General features: G+C 70.4%; 14 protein-coding genes. 2 read left to right on the forward strand and 12 right to left on the reverse strand.

Features of this window, described 5'->3' with window-relative positions; genetic code table 11:
* Positions 1-6: 6 nt before the first annotated feature.
* From V8J36_RS15105 to V8J36_RS15115, 3 genes are read right to left on the reverse strand one after another with little or no spacing between them, the layout of a single operon-like run.
* Positions 7-1,221 (reverse strand): ABC transporter substrate-binding protein, encoded by a 1,215-nt coding sequence (locus V8J36_RS15105; RefSeq protein ID WP_336468145.1) that lies wholly within the window; start codon positions 1,219-1,221, stop codon positions 7-9.
* Positions 1,222-1,276: 55 nt separating this feature from the next.
* A complete protein-coding gene (locus V8J36_RS15110; protein WP_336468146.1) occupies positions 1,277-2,194 on the reverse strand; it encodes an alpha/beta hydrolase in 918 nt (305 codons plus the stop codon).
* Complete coding sequence (locus V8J36_RS15115; protein WP_336468147.1) at positions 2,191-2,883, reverse strand: GntR family transcriptional regulator; 693 nt, start codon at positions 2,881-2,883, stop codon at positions 2,191-2,193. Before V8J36_RS15115 ends, V8J36_RS15110 begins: the two co-directional genes overlap by 4 nt.
* Positions 2,884-3,010: 127 nt before the next feature.
* Between V8J36_RS15115 and V8J36_RS15120 the strand changes: the two genes are divergently transcribed.
* Positions 3,011-4,093, forward strand: a complete 1,083-nt coding sequence (locus V8J36_RS15120) for an ABC transporter ATP-binding protein (RefSeq protein ID WP_336468148.1) — start codon at positions 3,011-3,013, stop codon at positions 4,091-4,093.
* Positions 4,094-4,132: 39 nt separating this feature from the next.
* On the opposite strand, the gene V8J36_RS15125 is transcribed toward V8J36_RS15120, so the two are convergent.
* The gene (locus tag V8J36_RS15125) at positions 4,133-4,477 is read right to left on the reverse strand and encodes an ArsR/SmtB family transcription factor (protein ID WP_336468149.1); all 345 of its coding nucleotides are present in this window, start codon (positions 4,475-4,477) and stop codon (positions 4,133-4,135) included.
* 109 nt (positions 4,478-4,586) lie between these two features.
* Between V8J36_RS15125 and V8J36_RS15130 the strand changes: the two genes are divergently transcribed.
* The gene (locus V8J36_RS15130; RefSeq protein WP_336468150.1) at positions 4,587-5,786 is read left to right on the forward strand and encodes an MFS transporter; all 1,200 of its coding nucleotides are present in this window, start codon (positions 4,587-4,589) and stop codon (positions 5,784-5,786) included.
* A gap of 3 nt (positions 5,787-5,789) precedes the next feature.
* Here the strand turns inward: V8J36_RS15130 and V8J36_RS15135 are convergent, their stop codons facing one another.
* The 8 genes from V8J36_RS15135 to V8J36_RS15170 form a co-directional block, all read right to left on the reverse strand.
* A complete protein-coding gene (locus V8J36_RS15135) occupies positions 5,790-7,211 on the reverse strand; it encodes an FAD-binding oxidoreductase (RefSeq protein ID WP_336468151.1) in 1,422 nt (473 codons plus the stop codon).
* Between the two features lie 95 nt (positions 7,212-7,306).
* Positions 7,307-7,702, reverse strand: coding sequence for a rhodanese-like domain-containing protein (locus V8J36_RS15140; protein WP_336468152.1), 396 nt, complete (start codon positions 7,700-7,702; stop codon positions 7,307-7,309).
* Between the two features lies 1 nt (position 7,703).
* Positions 7,704-8,294: a peroxidase-related enzyme gene (locus tag V8J36_RS15145; protein ID WP_336468153.1), complete on the reverse strand. Its 591-nt coding sequence runs from the start codon at positions 8,292-8,294 to the stop codon at positions 7,704-7,706.
* A gap of 12 nt (positions 8,295-8,306) precedes the next feature.
* The gene (locus V8J36_RS15150) at positions 8,307-10,607 is read right to left on the reverse strand and encodes a molybdopterin guanine dinucleotide-containing S/N-oxide reductase (protein ID WP_336468154.1); all 2,301 of its coding nucleotides are present in this window, start codon (positions 10,605-10,607) and stop codon (positions 8,307-8,309) included.
* Between the two features lie 11 nt (positions 10,608-10,618).
* A complete protein-coding gene (locus V8J36_RS15155; protein WP_336468155.1) occupies positions 10,619-12,169 on the reverse strand; it encodes an acetolactate synthase large subunit in 1,551 nt (516 codons plus the stop codon).
* The gene (locus V8J36_RS15160; protein WP_336468156.1) at positions 12,166-13,677 is read right to left on the reverse strand and encodes an FGGY family carbohydrate kinase; all 1,512 of its coding nucleotides are present in this window, start codon (positions 13,675-13,677) and stop codon (positions 12,166-12,168) included. The genes V8J36_RS15155 and V8J36_RS15160 overlap by 4 nt, the downstream gene beginning before the upstream one ends.
* Before the next feature lie 3 nt (positions 13,678-13,680).
* On the reverse strand, positions 13,681-14,358 hold the full coding sequence (locus V8J36_RS15165; protein WP_336468157.1) for an L-fuculose-phosphate aldolase: 678 nt from the start codon (positions 14,356-14,358) through the stop codon (positions 13,681-13,683).
* 7 nt (positions 14,359-14,365) lie between these two features.
* Entirely contained in the window at positions 14,366-15,430 is a 1,065-nt protein-coding gene (locus V8J36_RS15170) for a 2-hydroxyacid dehydrogenase (RefSeq protein ID WP_336468195.1), read from the reverse strand.

Below are 15,430 nucleotides of genomic sequence, written 5' to 3' on the forward strand. Positions count from 1 at the left end.
GCGCGCTTATTGCTTGGCGAAGAGGTCGGCGATGGTCTGGTTCATCTGCTGGGCGGTGATCTGCCCCAGCAGCGCGCGCTGCATGTTCGCGGGCCAGACGGTGTTCACGAACTCGGCGGTGTTCGACGACAGCGGCAGCAGATGCGCGAAGGGCAGCGACTTTTCAGTCGCCTCGACGAAGCGCGCCTCGTGGCCCTTCCACGTCTTGGTGTCGCTCTTGGTGATCGGCAGCTGGCCGGTCGCGGTGTTGAACTGCGCGTTGTTGCCGGCGGTCGACAGGAACGAGATCCACTTCCACGCCGCCTCCTTGTCCGAGGCGCCCGACAGCACCGCGGTGGATTCGTCGCCGAAGGTCGTCCAGCGGCCGCCGTGGCATTCCGGCACCGGCACCGCCGAGACCTTGTCGCCAAGCGCCGCGACCAGGTCCTTGGAAGAGCCGACATGGTGGATGGTCATCGCGGTGACGCCGGTCTTGAAGGCGCCGATGATCTCCTGGAAGCCGTCGTTCGGGGCCGAGGGCGGGAAGACCTTGTCCTTGGCGAAGAGGTCCATCACGAGCTGGGTGCCGGCGACGCCGGCCTCGGAGGTCAGGCCCTCTTCCAGGCTGACGCCGGGCGCGCCCAGGGTGAAGGTGCCCCAGTGCTCGTGCCCGGACTTGCCGCCGCGGAAGCCAAAGCCGTAGGTGTCGATCTTGCCGTCGCCATTGGTGTCGCGGGTCAGCTTGATCGCGTCCTCGCGCAGCTCTTCGCAGGTGGCGGGAGGCGTCAGGCCCAGTTCCTTGAACATGTCCGCGCGGTAATAGAGGTAGAGCGCGACGTATTGCACCGGCAGGTAATAGTGCTTGCCGTCCTGCGCCTTGGTGAGGTCGAGCAGGTTGTCGAGCAGGTCGGCCTTGCCCGGCCAGGCGTCGAGCTGGTCGTCGATCGGCTCCAGCGCCTCCATCTCGAGCAGGCGCGGCTGGGCAAACATCTTCACCATCGCCGCATCGGGGGCGTTGCCGCCGACGATCGCGGTGTAGAGGTTGTCGTAATAGCTGTTCCAGGGAACGTTCTGGGCGTCGATCTTGATGCCCGGGTTCTCGGATTCGAACCGCGAGACCAGATCGCTCATCGGGTTGTCGGGGTTGTCGAAATGGTACCAGAACTTCACGGTGCTGTCGGCCTGCGCCTGCGCGCAGCCCAGTCCGGCCATCAGGGCCAGAAGCGTCATCGACGTCTTCATTGGTGTCTCCTCCCAGAAACAGGCTTGCGCCACCGCTCCTCCGGTGGCGGGTGGGTCAGATCAGGTCTCGATAGGCCTTTCCCGCGCGGTCGTAGGCGGCCACGGATTGCGGCAGCCAAAGGCTCATCTGCATGAAGCCGTGGACGACGCCGGCGACGGTCTCGAACGGGTCGTTGCGGCCCAGCGCGCGCAGGCGCGCGACGAGCCGTTCGCTGTCGCTGCGCAGCGGGTCGATCTCTGCCGCGTTCAGATAAAGCGGCGGCAGCGCCGCCAGCATCGCGTCGGGCGCGGTCGCGGGCGTCAGGCAGGGGTCGCCGGCCCGCGCGGCCTCGGGCGCGTAGAAATCCCAGTAGCGGCGCATTTTGGCACGGGTCAGGCCCGGGCCCTCGGCAACCTCGCGGTAGCTTTCGCTGTCGAAATCCGCGTCGAAGACGCCGTAGAACAGCAGGCCCGTCTCGGGCAGGTCCCGCATGTTCAGCCGCAGCATCATCGCCACCGCGAGGTTCGCCCCGGCGCTGTCGCCCGCGACGGACCATGCTCGGCCCGGCAGCAGCGCCTCGCGCGAGGCCCAGGTGGCAAGGCAGTCCTCGAGCCCGGCGGGATAGGGATGTTCCGGCGCAAGGCGATAGTCGAAGGTCGCGACCGGCACGCCGGCGGCCAGCGCCAGCTGCCGCGCCGCGCCCTCGTGCGTCGCGGCCGAACAGAAGGCCCAGCCGCCGCCGTGCACGAACAGGATCGCGCCGCGGCCATCGTCGTTCGGCGGCACGAAGACGGTGGCCCGCCCACCCGCCGGCATCTCGACCTGTAGTTCCCGCGCCATCGCCGGGCGCAGCGTGTTCCAGCGCCGGTTCGCGGCCTCCGACAGTGCACGGCCCTCTGCCGGGGCGAGGGTCGTCGGGTCCGGCTGGGGGCCGTCCTCGGCCAGCATCCGGTCCAGAACGGCCTGCATCTCTGGCGCCGGCCGCGGGCTCATGCCTGGGTCCCCCGTCCCGCGGCCGGGCCAAGCGGGGGGCCGAAATCGACGATGGTGGTGATGTGGTGCGACAGCGCGGTGGCGAGGGCGCCTTCGTCCGCGTCCCGCACCGCATCAAGGATCGACAGGTGACGGTTCGCGGTCGCGGTCAGGTCGCGGCTCTGCGGGGCGCTGTTCAGGATCTTGTAGCGCTGCGTGTGGACGAGGCAGCGCGACAGGATCGGTTCGACCACCGGCAGCGCCGCCGCCGCAAAGAGCCGCAGGTGAAAGCGGCAGTCATGTTCCAGCAGGGAATACTCGTCTTCCTGCAGGGCGGCGAACTGCATGGCCTGCAGCTGCAGGCCGAGGTCGGCCAGCAGCGTGTCGTCGCACCGCTCGATCACCCGGCGCGCGGCATGGCATTCGATGTCGTGGCGGATCCGCAGCAGCTCGCCGACGTCGTCTGTGTTCGAGGGGGCGACATGCGTGTCGCGCCGGGCGCGGCGCCGCACCAGCCCTTCCTCAGCCAACCCCATCAGCGCCTCGCGGATCGTGCCCTGCGCGACGTTGAACTGCTGGGCAAGCTCCAGCTCGCGCAGCGCCTCGCCCGGGGCGCGGGTGCCCAGCACGATGTCGCGGCGCAGGGCATGCGCGACCTGTGCGCTACGGCCCAGCGAGCCGCCGGAAGTCACCGCCTCTGCAACGCCCATCGATTCCCGCTCCCCTGTGTCTCGTTATCGATAATCAGTCTATTATTGATAATGTCAAGATTATTGATATTGTGATTTTCGGAGGAGCGACGCGGAACGGCGCCGCCGGATGGAGGAAGCTGCTGAAATGGCACGGATAGAGCTGCAACAGATCGTCAAGCGCTACGGCGCGGTGCAGGCGATTCACGGCGTCGATCTGGAGATTGCGGACGGCGAATTCGTCGCCTTCGTCGGGCCTTCCGGCTGCGGCAAGTCGACGATGCTGCGGATGATCGCGGGGCTCGAGCCGATCAGCGGCGGTGAGTTGCACATCGGCGAGCGTGTGGTGAACGACATCGAGCCGAAGGGCCGCGACGTGGCGATGGTCTTCCAGGACTACGCGCTCTATCCGCACATGACCGTGGCGCAGAACATCGGGTTCGGGCTGAAGATGCGCGGCGAGCGGCCGGAGGAGATCGCCCGCAAGGTGGCCGAGGCCGCGCGGGTCCTGCAGCTGGAAGAGCTGCTGGACCGCCGGCCGGGCCAGCTGTCGGGCGGCCAGCGGCAGCGCGTCGCGATGGGGCGGGCGATCGTGCGCAAGCCCAAGGTCTTCCTGTTCGACGAGCCGCTGTCGAACCTCGACGCCAAGCTGCGGGTCGAGATGCGCACCCAGATCAAGCGGCTGCACCGGATGCTGCGCACGACGACGATCTACGTCACCCATGATCAGGTCGAGGCGATGACGCTGGCCGACCGCGTGGTGGTGCTGAACCGCGGCAACATCGTGCAGCATGGCGCGCCGCTGGAGCTTTACGAGCGACCGAACTGCCGCTTCGTGGGCGAATTCATCGGCTCGCCGCAGCTCAACATCCTGCCCGCGACGGTGATCGCCGCCGACAGCGGTGTCGCGCTGTCGTTCGACGGGGGCGTGCTGGCGGTGCCGGGGCTGCGGCTGCCGGTCGGGACGGCGGTCGATCTGGGCGTCCGGCCCGAGCATCTGCTGCCCTGCGCACCGCACGAGGCCGATTTCACCGTCGAGATCGACGTGCTGGAGGAACTGGGCTCGGACACGCTGGCGATCTGCCTGCTGGCCGGGCGCGAGGTCACGGTTCGGCTGGGCGCTACCGCCGGGGCGCGGTCGGGCCAGAGCCTGCCGCTGCGGTTCGAGCGGCGCAACCTGCACATCTTCGACGGCGAGACGGGTCGGCGGATCGAGGTCGAGGGCGCCTGACGCCTTTCAGCCGGGCCCCGACCGGGCCCCAACCTGGCTTCAATCAGGCGCGGACGCGGTGCCCAGCACCGCGTCCAGCAGGCCCGGGAAGCGCGCCTCGAGGTCCTCGCGCCGCAGCCTCAGCAGGCGGCAGCGGCCATGCGGCTCGCTGCGCACGACGCCGGACTCGCGCAGCACCTTCGCCATATGCGACCGGGTCGATTTCGGGATGTCGGGGCGCAGCGCATCGCAGGCCGCCATCTCCTTCGGGCCGGCCGCGATCTCGCGCACGATCCCCAGTCGCGTCGGGTCGCTGAGCGCGAACAACACCTGCGTCAGTACCAGCTCTTCCCTGGCGGGATGCGGCAGGTCGAGCGCCTCGAGGGGAAGATCTTCGATGTTCATGGTTCGAATATAGTTGAACTGTCGGCCCGGCGACAGTAGATATGGTTCGAAAGATTTGGAACCATGAGGCGGTGCCTGCAGCGCGCCGCCGAAGACCCGAGGATTGCCCATGTCCGCCGTCGCAGACCGCAGCGCGACCGCCGAGCCGCGCGCCGGCTTCACCTTCGTCCTGTCGGGGGCGATGATCATGATGGCCGGCGCCGCCGCGCCGACGCTGTTCTATCCCGTCCTGCAGCAGCAGATCGGCTTCGCCCCGGCGATGATCTCGGCCATCTTCGCGATCTATGCGGTCGCGCTGCTGGTAGCGCTGCTGACGGTGGGGTCTCTGTCGGACCACATCGGGCGGCGCCCGGCGATCAGTGCGGGCTTCGCGGGGCTCGCGCTGGCGGTGGTGATGTTCTGGCAGGCGGAAACCGTGGCCGGCCTGCTGGCGGCGCGGGCGGTGCAGGGGCTGGCCACCGGGCTGCTGATGCCCGCGCTGTCGGCCGCCGCGGTCGAGTTCGAACCGCGCAGCCGCCCCGGCAGCGCCGCGATCTGGAGCGCGGTCCTGCCGCTGTTCGGCCTTGCCGCGGGGGCGATGGTCGCGGGCGTCGCGATGAAATATGGTGCCAGCCCCGAGGCCGAGGTCTTCGGTGGCCTCGCGATCCTCTACGCCGTCTTCCTGCTGGCCTGCTGGCGCCTGCCCGAGACCTCGCCGCGCCACGAGGGGGTCTGGGCCGCGCTGAAGCCACGAGTCGGGGTGCCGGCGGCGGCGCGGGCAGCTTTCCGGCGCAGCGCGCCCGCGGTCTTCGCGGGCTGGGCGATCGGCGGGCTTTACCTCTCGCTGGGCATCGGGCTGGTCGCGCGGGTCTTCGGCATCGTCGACCCGGTGGCCGAGGCGGGGGTGATCCTCCTTCTGGCCGGGACCGGGGCGCTGTCGACTTTCCTTGCGCGGCGCTACCACCAGCGGGCGGTGCTGCTGACCGGATCGGCCGCGCTGTCGCTGGGCACGCTGCTGTCGGTCGCGGGGATGCAGGCAGATGCGCTGACGCTTTACCTTGTCGGTCTGGTGATCAGCGGCGTGGGCTTCGGCACCTGCTTCTATGGCACGATCCGCAGCCTGATCCCGTTGGCCCGGCCCGAGGAACGCGGCGAGCTGTTCGCGGCGCTCTATGTGCTGTCCTATCTGGCCTTCGGGGTGCCCACGGTGATCGCCGGGCTGATCGCGCCGCAGGCCGGGTTGCTGGCGACCGCCACCGTCTACGGGATCATCGTCGCCATCGCGGCGGCGGCGGCCTGGGCCTGGCGGCGCTTCGCCACCACGGATTGACGCTCAGAGGTCGAAGATCCGGCCGCGGTTCAAAATCCCCGCGGGGTCGAGCGCCCGCTTGATCCCGCGCATCGCCGCAAGCTCGGCCGGGCTGCGCACCAGCCCGAGCCAGCGCTTCTTGTCGAGCCCCACGCCATGCTCGGCCGAGACGGACCCGCCCCAGTCGGCCACGAGCCTCATCAGGCAGGCCTCGGCCGCGTCCTGTGCCTTCGTCTGGAAGACGTAATGCAGGTTCCCGTCGGCGATATGGCCGAAGACGAGGAAGCGCGCCTCGGGATCAAGGGCGCGGATCGCGGCGCGGCTGGCGTCGAGGAACCCCGCGATCCGCGCGCTGGGCACGCTGATGTCGCAGTTCACCCGGTTCGGAAGGCTGCGCAGATGCTCGGCGCAGGCGTCGCGCAGCTCCCACAACTGCAGGAACTCGCGCCGCGACTGGGCGATCACCGCATCGGTCACCAGCCCCTCTTCGACCGCCGCCATCAACGCTTCGGGGAAGCGGTCCGCGCAGGCGTCGTCCGCGACCTCTGACTGGATCTCGGCCAGCACATAGACCGGCGCGCCGGTCGGCAACGGTGCGGCGCGGCCCAGATGGCTGACGACGCCGCCGTAAATGTCCGACAGCATGATCTCGAAGGCCGAAAGCTGGCGGCCGACCACGCCGCGCAGCCGGCCGAGCAGGGCAAGGGCCGCCTCGGCCGACGGCAGCGCCATCAGCGCATTCGCCTCGACCCTTGGTGCCGGGTGCAGGCGCAGGAGGGCGCGGGTGACGACGCCCAGAGTGCCCTCGCTGCCGATGAAAAGGCCGTTCAGATCGTAGCCGGTGTTGTCCTTGTCGAGCCCGCGCAGCGAAGTCAGCACCGCGCCGTCGGGCAGCACCGCCTCGAGCCCGGCGACCTGCGCGCGCAGGTTGCCGTAGCGCAGAACGCGGATCCCGCCGGCATTGGTGGCGATGGTGCCGCCGATGAGCGCGGTGCCGCGGGCACCGATGTCGACGCCGAACATCAGGCCCGCTTCGGCTGCTGCTTCCTGCACGCGCTGCAACGGCACGCCGGCGTCTGCAAGGATCGTGCGGCTGTCGGGGTCGACGAGGCCAAGCGCGTTCAGCCGTTCAAGCGACAGGACGACCTCGCCGGGCTGTACCCGGTGCCCGCCCGACAATCCGGTGCGCCCGCCCTGCACGACGACCGGCTGTCCCGCGACCGAGCAGGCCGCGAGCGCCTCCGAAACCTCGGCAGTGGTCGAGGGACGCAGGACCAGTCCCGGCCGGGCAGAGGGGCGGTTGCGCATGTCCTCCTGATAGGCGGAGCCGATCGCCTCGCCGGTCAGCAGCGCCGCGGGCGGCAGGCAGCGGCGCAGCCTGTCGAGCAGCGCCGCCGGGGGCGCACCCGCTTCTGGCCCGGTTTCCGGGGTCGCGTCGTCGCGCATTCTGTCCTCCCATGATCGTGGCGGGCGGGCCCGTCCGGGCACGATGCCGCTCCGGCAGGCCTCCCCGCCTGCCGGGCCGTCCACCCTGACGGGGTTCAGCCGCCCGGGCGCGTCTTCTCGGCCACCGGGTGGCCATCGGTCTTCCAGCCGCCGAAACCGCCGCGCAGCGACCGCGCGTCGAGGCCCATTTCCTGTGCGACCTTTGCCGCCAGCAGCGACCGCCAGCCCGAGGCGCAATAGAAGACATAGGTCGCGCCCTCGGCGAAGCGCGGCTTGTGATAGGGGCTTTCGGGGTCGATCCAGAACTCGAGCATCCCGCGCGGCGCGTGGAAGGCGCCGGGGATCATCCCCTCGCGCTCGAGCTCGCGCGGATCGCGGATGTCGACCATCACCACCCCGTCCGCCTCGATCCGGGGCGCGATCTCTGCCGCGGTGACCGAGGCGACGACGGCGTCGGCCTCGGCCAGCATGTCCTTGTAGCCCTTCGCCATCTCAGCGCCCCATCGCGTAGAATTCGGGGTTCGGGCGCATGCTGGTGACGTTCGCCATCCGGTTCGACAGGCCGAAGAAGGCCGAGATGCCGGCGATGTCCCAGATGTCGTCCTCGGTGAAGCCATGCGCCGAAAGCGCGGTGAAGTCGGCGTCGCCCACCTCGTGCGCGGTGGCCGAGACCTTCATCGCGAAGTCCAGCATCGCCTTCTGCCGGGGCGTGATGTCGGCCTTTCGGTAGTTGACCGCGACCTGATCGGCGATCAGCGCGTCCTTGGCCCGGATCCGCAGGATCGCGCCATGGGCGATGACGCAGTACTGGCACTGGTTGGCGTTCGAGGTGGCGACCACGATCATCTCGCGCTCGGCCTTGGTCAGGTTCCCGGGCTTGTCCATCAGCGCGTCGTGATAGGCGAAGAAGGCTCGGAACTCATCGGGCCGGTGCGCAAGCACCAGGAACACGTTCGGGATGAAGCCCGATTTCTCCTGCACCGCGGTGATGCGGGCGCGGATGTCCTCGGGCATGTCCTCGAGCCGGGGCACCGGGAAGCGGCTGACGGCGGGTTCCGGCGGGGGCGTGGCGGGCTTGTTCATGGTCTCCTCCTCCTAGGCGGGCAGGATCTCTGCCAGCTGAGACTGATAGGTGTCGATGGCGTCGCGGTTGTCGCCGGCATGCGGTTCCACCCGGACGAGGCAGGTATGGGCCGAGCAGCCCTGACCGAAGGCAGAGGTGCCGATGTCGAGCGTGAGCACGTTCGGGTTGCCCGCCAGCTCGGTGCCGTCGGTGCCCTCGGTCAGCCAGGCGCCGGTCGGCAGAACGGCGACGCCGGGGGCGGTGTCGTCGCTGACCCTTGCGGTCGCGAGGCAGGCGCCGCGTGCGTTCCACAGCCGGACGGTCTGGCCATCGGCGATGCCGCGCGTCTCGGCATCGGCGGGGTTCAGGCGCACCTGCTCGCGCCCGGCGCGGCGGTGGACGGTGCTGGCTTGCGCGTTTTCCAGCTGGCTGTGCAGCCGGCCCTCGGGCTGGTGCGAGATCAGGTGCAGCTCGCCCGCGCCGCCGCCGCCCAGCCATTCGGCCGGTTCGATCCAGGCCGGATGCGCGGGGCAATCGTCCAGCCTGAGCGCGGCGAGCGTCCGGCTGCCCAGCACGATCCGGCCGCTTTCGGTGCCCAGCGGCTCGGCCGCCGGATCGGCGCGGAACTCGGCCAGGTAGGTGTGGTCGGGCTGCACCGGGCAGCGGGCATAGCCCTGTTTCCAGAAGGTGTCGAAGTCCGGCATCTCGAACGACAGCTCGTCTTGCGCGTAGCTGCGGCTCTGGTCGTAAAGGTGCCGGATCCAGCCCATCTCGTCGCGGCCCTCATTGAAGGCCGGCCCGTGACCCAGCCGCGTGGCCAGCGCGTCGAAGATCGCGAAGTCCGAGCGCGCCTCGCCCAGCGGCTCGATCGCCTTGCCCATCGCAAGGATCATGTCGCTGCGCTTGTTGCCGGCCAGGTCGTTGCGCTCGATCGAGGTCGAGGCCGGCAGCACGATGTCGGCGCGCCGCGCGGTCGCGGTCCACATCGGGTCCTGCACGATGATCGTCTCGGGGCGGGTCCAGGCCTCGGCTAGGCGGTTGAGGTCCTGATGGTGATGATAGGGGTTGCCGCCGGCGCAGTAGACCAGCCGCACGTCGGGATAGGTCCGGTCCTCGCCTTCATAGGTGTAGGCGCCGCCGGGGGTCAGCAGCATGTCGCTGATCCGCGCCACGGGGATGAAGCTGTCGATGGCCTTGCGGCCCTGCGACATGCCCGGCGACTTGCCGATGGTGAAGGGCGCGCCGACTCCGCCGAGCGAGCCGTAGCCATAGCCGACGCCACCGCCCGGCAGGCCGATCTGACCGGCGATGGCGGCAAGGCCGAGCGCGGCCCAGAACGGCTGTTCGCCATGATGGGCGCGCTGCAGCGCCCAGCTGACGGTGATCATGCTGCGGGTCCGCACCAGCCGCGGGGCCAGCGCGCGGATCGCGTCGGCGGGCAGGCCGGTGATCGCCGCGGCCCAGTCGGCGTCCTTGCGCTGGCCGTCGTCCGTGCCGCGCAGGTAGGCCAGCAACGCGTCCGAGCCGCTGGTGCAGCGCGCGAGGAAGTCGTCATCCTGCAGGCCGGCGGCGAGGATCTCGCCGGCAAGGCCCAGCATCAGCGCGGTGTCGGTGTTCGGGCGGATCGGCCACCATTCGGCGCCGACCCAGTCCGGCAGGTCGTCGCGCAGCGGCGAGACATGGATGATCCGCGTGCCGCGCGCCACGATCTTTCGCAGGTAGCCCTCGAGGTAATGCCCGGCGATGCCGCCGGCCTCGCTTTGCGCGGTGCGCGGCGACATCGCGCCGAAGACGACAAGGGTGTCGGTGTGATCGGCGATGGTGTCCAGGGTGTTGGCCTGCCCGCCGCAGGCGCGTTCGTCACCCAGCACGTGGCGCAGGATCACCGGCCCCGCTGCGATCGAATAGGTGTCGACATGGCCGGTGAAGCCGCCCGAGAGGTTCAGCATCCGCTTGAGCAGCGACGAGGCGTGGTGGAACCGCCCGCAGGAGGTCCAGCCATAGCTGCCCGCGAAGATCGACGCCGGCCCGTGATCGGCGGTCACCCGGCGGATCTCGCCCGCGACCATGTCCAGCGCCTCGTCCCAAGGGACGGCGACGAACCGGTCCTGCCCGCGGCCGCGCCGGTCAGCGGCTTCGCGCGCGGCCAGCCAGCCTTCACGGATCATCGGGCGCAGGACGCGGCGGTCCGGCTTCGCCCATTCGGTGACCGACTGGATCACCGGCGAGGGGGCGGGATCGTGCTCGAAGGGCTCGACGCCGCGGATCTGGCCGTCCTCGACGAGGATCGTGTAGGCGCCCCAGTGGCTGCAGTGCGGAATGCGACGGATCATCTTCGGGGGCCTCACAGGACGGCTTCGATCAGGAAGGGGCCGCGGCCGGCAAGCGCGCCCCTGAGGATGTCGTGGAACGCGGCGACGGTATCGGCCCGGGCGGCCTCGACCCCCATGCCGCGGGCGATGCCCACCCAGTCGAGCGCGGGATCGTCGAGGTCGAGCATGCGCCGCGCGTTCTCTCCGGGCTGGCCGGCGCCGACATTGGCCAGCTCTCCATGCAGGATCTGGTAGCGGCGGTTGGCGAAGACGATGGTGACCACGTCCAGCCGCTCGCGCGCCTGCGTCCAGAGCCCCTGCACCGTGTACATGCCGCTGCCGTCGGCCTGCAGCCCGATGACCTTGCGGTCGGGGCAGGCGATGGCGGCCCCGGTCGTCATCGGGATGCCCGCGCCGATCGCGCCGCCGGTCAGTTGCAGGAAGTCGTGCGGCGCGGCGCCGTGAGTGGTTCTGAAGAAGTCGCGGCCAGAACTGACGGATTCGTCGCAGACGATCGCGTTGTCTGGCATCAGCTGCGCGAGCGAGATCGCGATCGCGTCGGGGGTCAGCGCGCCCTGCGGAAGCTCTGGCGCCGCGCGCGCCGAAACCCGCGCCTGCGGCAGCGCACGCGCGCCGGTCTCGTCGGCCAGCGCCTCGACCGCGGCCACGAGGTCGTCGTCGGGCCCGGCAAGGGGGATCACGCGGCAGGTCTCGGGCAGCATGCTGCCGGGCTTGCCCGGGTAGGCGAAGAAGCCGACCGGGGCCTTGGCGCCGACGAGGATCACCGTTTCGGTCGCGGCGAACGTGGCCACGGCCTGATCGACGACATAGGGAACGCGGTCCATCGCGACCCGGCCCGCGCCGCGCTGCATCCGGCCGTTGGCCTGTTGGGCCATGATCCGCGCGCCGGTCTTCTGCGCGATGCGGTCGAGAAGGGCGAGCGGCGCCTCGCGCAGGGCGAGGCCGGTCGCGAGGATCGTGACCGAGGCGCCACCCGCCAGAGCCTGCCCGGCCGCGCGGACCTGTGCCGGATCGGGCGCGGTCAGGCTTGGCGCTGCGACCGGGGCAGGGATCGCGGCGTCGGTGTCGGTCCAGGCGGCATCGGCGGGCAGGATCAGCGTCGAGATGCCGCCGGCGCCGGCGCGTGCGGCCGCGATCGCTTCGGACGTGCGCGGGCCGAGGTCAGCGGCGGTCTGCGCGCGGCCCACCCAATGCGACATCGGGCGTGCGAGGCTTTCGATGTCGGACGTCAGCGGCGCGTCGAGGGCGAGGTGGTAGGTCGCATGGTCGCCGACCACGTTCACCATCGGCGTGCGCGCGCGCCGGGCGTTGTGCATATTGGCAAGACCGTTGGCGAGGCCCGGCCCTAGGTGCAGCAGCGTCGCCGCGGGCCGGTCCGCCATCCGGGCATAGCCGTCGGCGGCGCCGGTCACCACGCCCTCGAACAGGCCCAGCACGCAGCGCATCCGCGGCTGGCGGTCCAGCGCTGCGACGAAATGCATCTCTGACGTGCCGGGGTTGGCGAAGCAGGTGTCGATGCCGTTGGCCAGCAGGGTTTCACACAGGAGGTCGGCGCCGTTCATGGGGCAGGGTCTTTCATCAGGGCCTCGGCTTCGGATCTGAGCTGGGCGAGCGGTCCCCAGAAGGACTGCGCCGTCTCGACCATTTCGCAGAACAGTCGGAACTTGCGCCCGGCATAGGCCGCGACCGCTCCCGCTGCGGGCACTAGACGCTCTTCGGGCGCGCCAAGCCAGCGCTGATCGAGATTTATTGTATCGGTGTCAAAGAGGAAGCGGGCGCCGATGGCGGCAAGACCGCGCAGGCCGGCATGGCCGCCCGGGCTACGCTCGACCGGGCTACCGGTCAGCGTGGACAGGAACTGCGCGAAATGGCCGTCGCGGGCCAAACCGCCGCCCAGCGACAGCACGCCCTCGGGTGCGCCCATCATCGCGTGGCTGCGCCGGGTCACGAAGGCCAGCGCCTCGCGCGCGGCCCAGGCGATCTCTGCCGGTTCGGCGGCTGCGTTCAGCCCCGACAGCGTCGCGCTGGCGCGCGGATCGGTCCAGGGCGCGCGTTCGCCGCCGGGCTCGAGGAAAGGTTGCAGGATCAGCGCGGAATAGCGCGGTGGGGTGGCCGCCGGCAGGTCCGCGAAAAGCCGCCCCATATGCGCCAAAGCGGTGGCACCGTTGAACGAGGGATGGAAGCAGAGATAGCCCTGCCCCAGCGCGAAGGGCTGGACCATCGCGCCTGCGGGCCGTTCGGGCATGCCGTCTGGGTCGCTGCGCAGGCAGGCGTGGATCGCGCTGGTCCCGAAGATCGAGGCGCGGGTCACCGCAGGCCGCACGCCGAGGCCAAGCCCGATCAGGGTCGACTGCACGTCTCCCGGCCCGATCAGCACCGGCAGGCCCGGTGGCAACCCCAGCCGCGCGGCGATGTCGGGTTGCAGGCCGGCGCGGGCCTCGCCGACCGGGCGCGTCGCGGGCAGCAGCGCCTCGGCCCGCGTCAGTCCCAGCGTCTCGCCGACCTCGGGCAGGATGCGTCCGCTGCGCCAGTCGCCCCAGACCGGCAGCAGCACTCCGGGCTCTGCCAGCACCTCGCCGGTCAACGACAGGAACAGCCATTCCTTCAGGCGCAGGGCATGGGCGATCAGGGCGAAGCGGTCCGGCTCGGCCTCCTGCAGCCAAAGAAGCTGCAGCGTCGCCGCCGCCGCCGTGGGGCGCGAGCCGGTCAGCGCCTGCACGCGGTCGAGCGCCGGGCCGCGACTGGCGGCGATGCCGCGCGCGCGACCGTCGAGCCAAGTGATCGCCCGGCCAAGCGGCGCGCCCGCGGCATCGACCGGCCAGACGCCGTCACCCTGTCCGGTCAGGATCAGCGCCGAAACCTCTGCCCCGTCAAGCTGGGCGACACACTCGGCCAGCACCGCCAGCGCCTCGTCCCGCGTCACCGCCATGTCCTGCTCGACCCGCTCGCCCGCGCGGCGCAGCGCGCCGTTCGGCCGTTCGGCCGCCGCGCGCAGCCGGCCGCCCGCGTCGAAGGCCGCGGCCTTCACGGCGGTGGTGCCGGAATCGAGGCAGAGCAGGATCTCGGGCATGGGTCACGAGGCCTGACGCAGGCCTTCCAGCGCGGCAGAGCTCTGCTGGCCGTAGGTCTTGAACTTGACCAGCACCTCGGCGATCTGCTCGTCGCTCAGCACCGGTGGTTCGCAGATCGGCAGGCAGAGCAGATACTGCTTGGCCAGCTCTTCGACGGTGACGGCCAGGGCCAGCGCGCGGGCGATGTTGGCATGGGCGGCGATCACCCCGTGATGGGCCAGCAGGCAGGCCCGCCGACCTTCAAGCGCGGTGACAACGCGGTCGGCCAGCTCTTGCGAGCCGAAGATTTCATAGGGTGCGCAGCGGATCGTGCTGCCGCCCGCGGCGGCGATGACATAGTGGATCGCCGGGATGTCGCGTCCGAGGATCGACAGCGTCGTGGCATGGGTCGAATGGGTGTGGACCACGGCGTTCAGGTCGGGCCGGGCCTGCAGGATGTCGCGGTGGAAGCGCCATTCGGACGAGGGCTGGACCTCTCCGGCGTAGCTCGCGTCCCAGTTCATCGCCACCACATGTTCGGGCGTCAGCTTGTCGTAGGGGATCCCGGTGGGCGAGATCAGGAAGCCGTCGCCCCAACGCACGCTGATGTTGCCCGAGGTGCCCTTGTTGATGCCCAGCCGGTTCATGCTGCGGCAGGCTTCGATCAGTTCCGTGCGCAGCGCGCGCTCTTCGTCGGTCATGGCAACCTCACTTGCAGGGGTAAAGCGGCGCTTGGCCGTCGAGGATCAGGGCGATGTCTTCGGCGATCATCTTCGCCGCCTTGTGCGCAGAGTGGCGCGAGGCCCCGGCGATATGCGGCGAGAGCGTCACGTTGGGCAGCGACAGCAGCGGCCAGTCGGGCGGCGGCGGTTCCGGGTCGAAGGTGTCGAGCGCCGCGCCGCGCAGATGGCCCGAAACCAGCGCCTCGTGCAGGGCCGCGTAGTCCAGCACCTGCCCGCGGGTGGTGTTGACGATGTAGCCGCCGGGCTTCATCGCCGCGATCCGCTCTCGCGACATCATGCCCTTGGTCTCGGGCGTGACGCGGGGGTGCAGGGTGACGACGTCGGCGCGGCGCACGAGGTCGTCGAGGTCGCAGGCCTCGAGCCCCGCCGCGCGTTCTTCCTCGGTCAGCTTCTTGAAGGGATCGTAGATCAGGATCTTGCAGCCGAAGGGCTGCAGCAGGCGCGCGACGCGGGTGCCGATGTCGCCATAGCCGACGATGCCCACGGTCAGCTCGCAAAGCTCGGGCCCGACATGGTCGTAATGATAGAAGCTGCGGGCGAACTCGCCGCTGGCGACGCTGCGGTGGCCGCGCAGCAGGTTGCGCGTTTCGGCCAGCAGAGAGGCCACGGTGAATTCGGCCACCGCCGAGGCGTTTCGGCCGGGCGTGTTCACGACGGTTATGCCGCGGGCGCGGGCCGCCGCCATCTCGATGTTCACCGGGCCGCCGCGCGCCACGGCGATCACCTTCAGCCGCGGCGCGTGGCGCAGGCTTTCGGCGGTGATCGGGGTCAGGTGGGTGACGAGGATGTCGAGATCGGCGAGCGCGTCGAAGTAATCCTCTGGCCGGCCGAGGAACTCGCCCACCGGCAGCGTCGGGTCATGCTTGGTGGTCTTCAGCCGCAGCGGCCAGTCCATCTCGAGGCTGCGCAGGGTCACGGGGCGGTCGCCAAGGCGCTCGCGCAGCGCCGCCTCGAAGACCGCGGGCTTCATGAAGCCGTCGCCGATGATGCCGATGGTCAGCGTCTGCGCGGTGGGTTCGGTTTCGGTCAT

The organism is Frigidibacter sp. MR17.14 (assembly GCF_037095735.1).
Taxonomy (GTDB): Bacteria; Pseudomonadota; Alphaproteobacteria; order Rhodobacterales; family Rhodobacteraceae; genus Frigidibacter.